This window comes from Spirochaetia bacterium 38H-sp (genome assembly GCA_039023545.1).
Taxonomy (GTDB): Bacteria; Spirochaetota; Spirochaetia; order Winmispirales; family Winmispiraceae; genus Rarispira; species Rarispira pelagica.
In genome coordinates this window covers 1-1755 of the sequence record JBCHKQ010000016.1, presented here as the reverse complement: position 1 = coordinate 1755, position 1755 = coordinate 1, and the positions used below count along the sequence as shown (strand labels likewise).

General features: G+C 36.9%; 3 protein-coding genes. All 3 read left to right on the top strand.

What is annotated here, in order from left to right; all coding sequences use genetic code 11:
• A partial coding sequence (locus WKV44_10555; GenBank protein ID MEM5948976.1) for a hypothetical protein occupies window positions 1–694 on the top strand: 694 nt, incomplete at its 5' end.
• A complete protein-coding gene (locus WKV44_10550; protein MEM5948975.1) occupies window positions 685–1188 on the top strand; it encodes a hypothetical protein in 504 nt (167 codons plus the stop codon). The genes WKV44_10555 and WKV44_10550, both read left to right, overlap by 10 nt.
• Window positions 1189–1576: 388 nt before the next feature.
• Window positions 1577–1755 (top strand): RHS repeat-associated core domain-containing protein (locus WKV44_10545; protein MEM5948974.1); only part of this gene is annotated, 179 nt, incomplete at its 3' end.

Sequence of the window (1755 nt, the reverse complement as noted above, 5' to 3'; positions counted from 1 at the left end):
GGGACAGGGAGGTGTGTACAATCTTGTAAACCTGCAGCTGTATCATTATGCGGGGAATAATCCGGTGAAGTATATTGATCCGGATGGGAGGATTACCCTGAGAGCGCTGGTGGCGAAAGTAATGAGTGGAAGTAGTTTTTATAGAAATATAACAAGTAGATATTGGGATGGATCAAAATATGTTTACTATGAAATAGGTTTATATAATATTGATAGTACAACTTTGACATATATAAAAGGGATTTCAAAGTGGGCTTGTACACATGGTGCAATATCATTTCGAAATATGTGGAAAAGTCCTGCTATAACACCCATGCATAAAGCAAGTGACTTAAGAGATAGCAGCTATATCAAGTATTATCGTGATGCAGAGGGTAACATAATAAATGATCCAAAAGCGTTATATGCTAAATTAAAAGTTGGTGATGTCTTGATTTATGAACCTGATATAACTCATAAAGTACATGAAGGAGAAATGTTGTCACCAACAGCAGATCCTGGTTTTTCAGGGCATACTGCGACTATTATCGATAAAGGGAGTGATGCAAGAGGCGATTATGTCATTACATTGGAATTTCATCTACAAGATTCGAATCCTGCAACGTGGAATGAGGCTAGTGTGCAGAAAATATATTCTGATACGCTTAGAAATTGGTCTGATTGCAAACTTGTAGGAGGGGCAGAATGGAAGTAAAAAAATACATTTTATTAAGCTTTATTGTTTTTACGAATTGTTATGTTCCTTCTCAAGAATTAGTGAGGGACAAATATTTTATAGAGGCTATTTCGGAGTTTAAAGAGGTTGTTAGACAATTTGAATTGATAAAAAACTATATTAAGAATGATGATTCTGGGAAAATAAGTATTAAAGAAAAGAGTATAACAATTATTTATGGCACTGATTGCGTTTATATTTCTAAAACCGATGAAATACGAAAAATTAAAAGAATTGAATATTATTATGTACTTAATAATGAAGATAATTCAACCATTGTATCTATTGAGAAATATTTAAATGAGAAAGATAAAACAGTTTTTATTATTATTTCATATTTTGACGAATTTCATGGAGAACAAAGACTAAAATTGATTTGGGATTCTTTGATTAATAATTATATCATAAAAACTGGAGAAGAAGCAGCAAAATATGACTGCACCGGCTGCGGAGATCCATGTTATGGTAATTAAAATCGTATTCATATCTGTTTAATACGGGTTTGTTATATACTTGGAGTCATATACCTAAACTCCAAACCAGTGGGTGGCTAAGTGCTTACTTGGCGATGGAAGAGTACTATACTGGACATTATCCAACACCTTAAGTTCTTAGGCTTTTAACTGGTGAGAGGCTAAAAGTTGTTTTACAATAAGACTTAGTGGCAGCCTGCCTTTGCCCCGTGTTAGCCGGAGGCAGGAGGGGCTGCGCCCTGCTTGGGTAGTGGGCTTTATGGGGCGCAGTCCCGACGTTCGGTATAAGGTTTTATGGAATTTGAAGCAAGGCGTTGGAAATTTTTGTTGTAGATTTGGAGGAATCAGGAGAGGCAGGAGATAGTAAAGAGAAGGGGATTTGAGATATGTGTACGAGGAAGAGTGGATAGATAGTAAGGACAGTCTTAATCTGTACAGTACGCTGTACAGGTTTACAGGCAAGGAGCTAGATGAGGAGACAGGGCTTTATTATTACGGGGCAAGGTATCTTGATCCCAAGACCTGCTTGTGGATATCGGGTGACCCTGCGCTTGGGGAGTATGTACC

Bases quoted from the DNA above. Each gene is read 5' to 3' on its own strand.
- WKV44_10550 (MEM5948975.1), top strand. From the start codon at position 685: ATGGAAGTAAAAAAATACATTTTATTAAGCTTTATTGTTTTTACGAAT.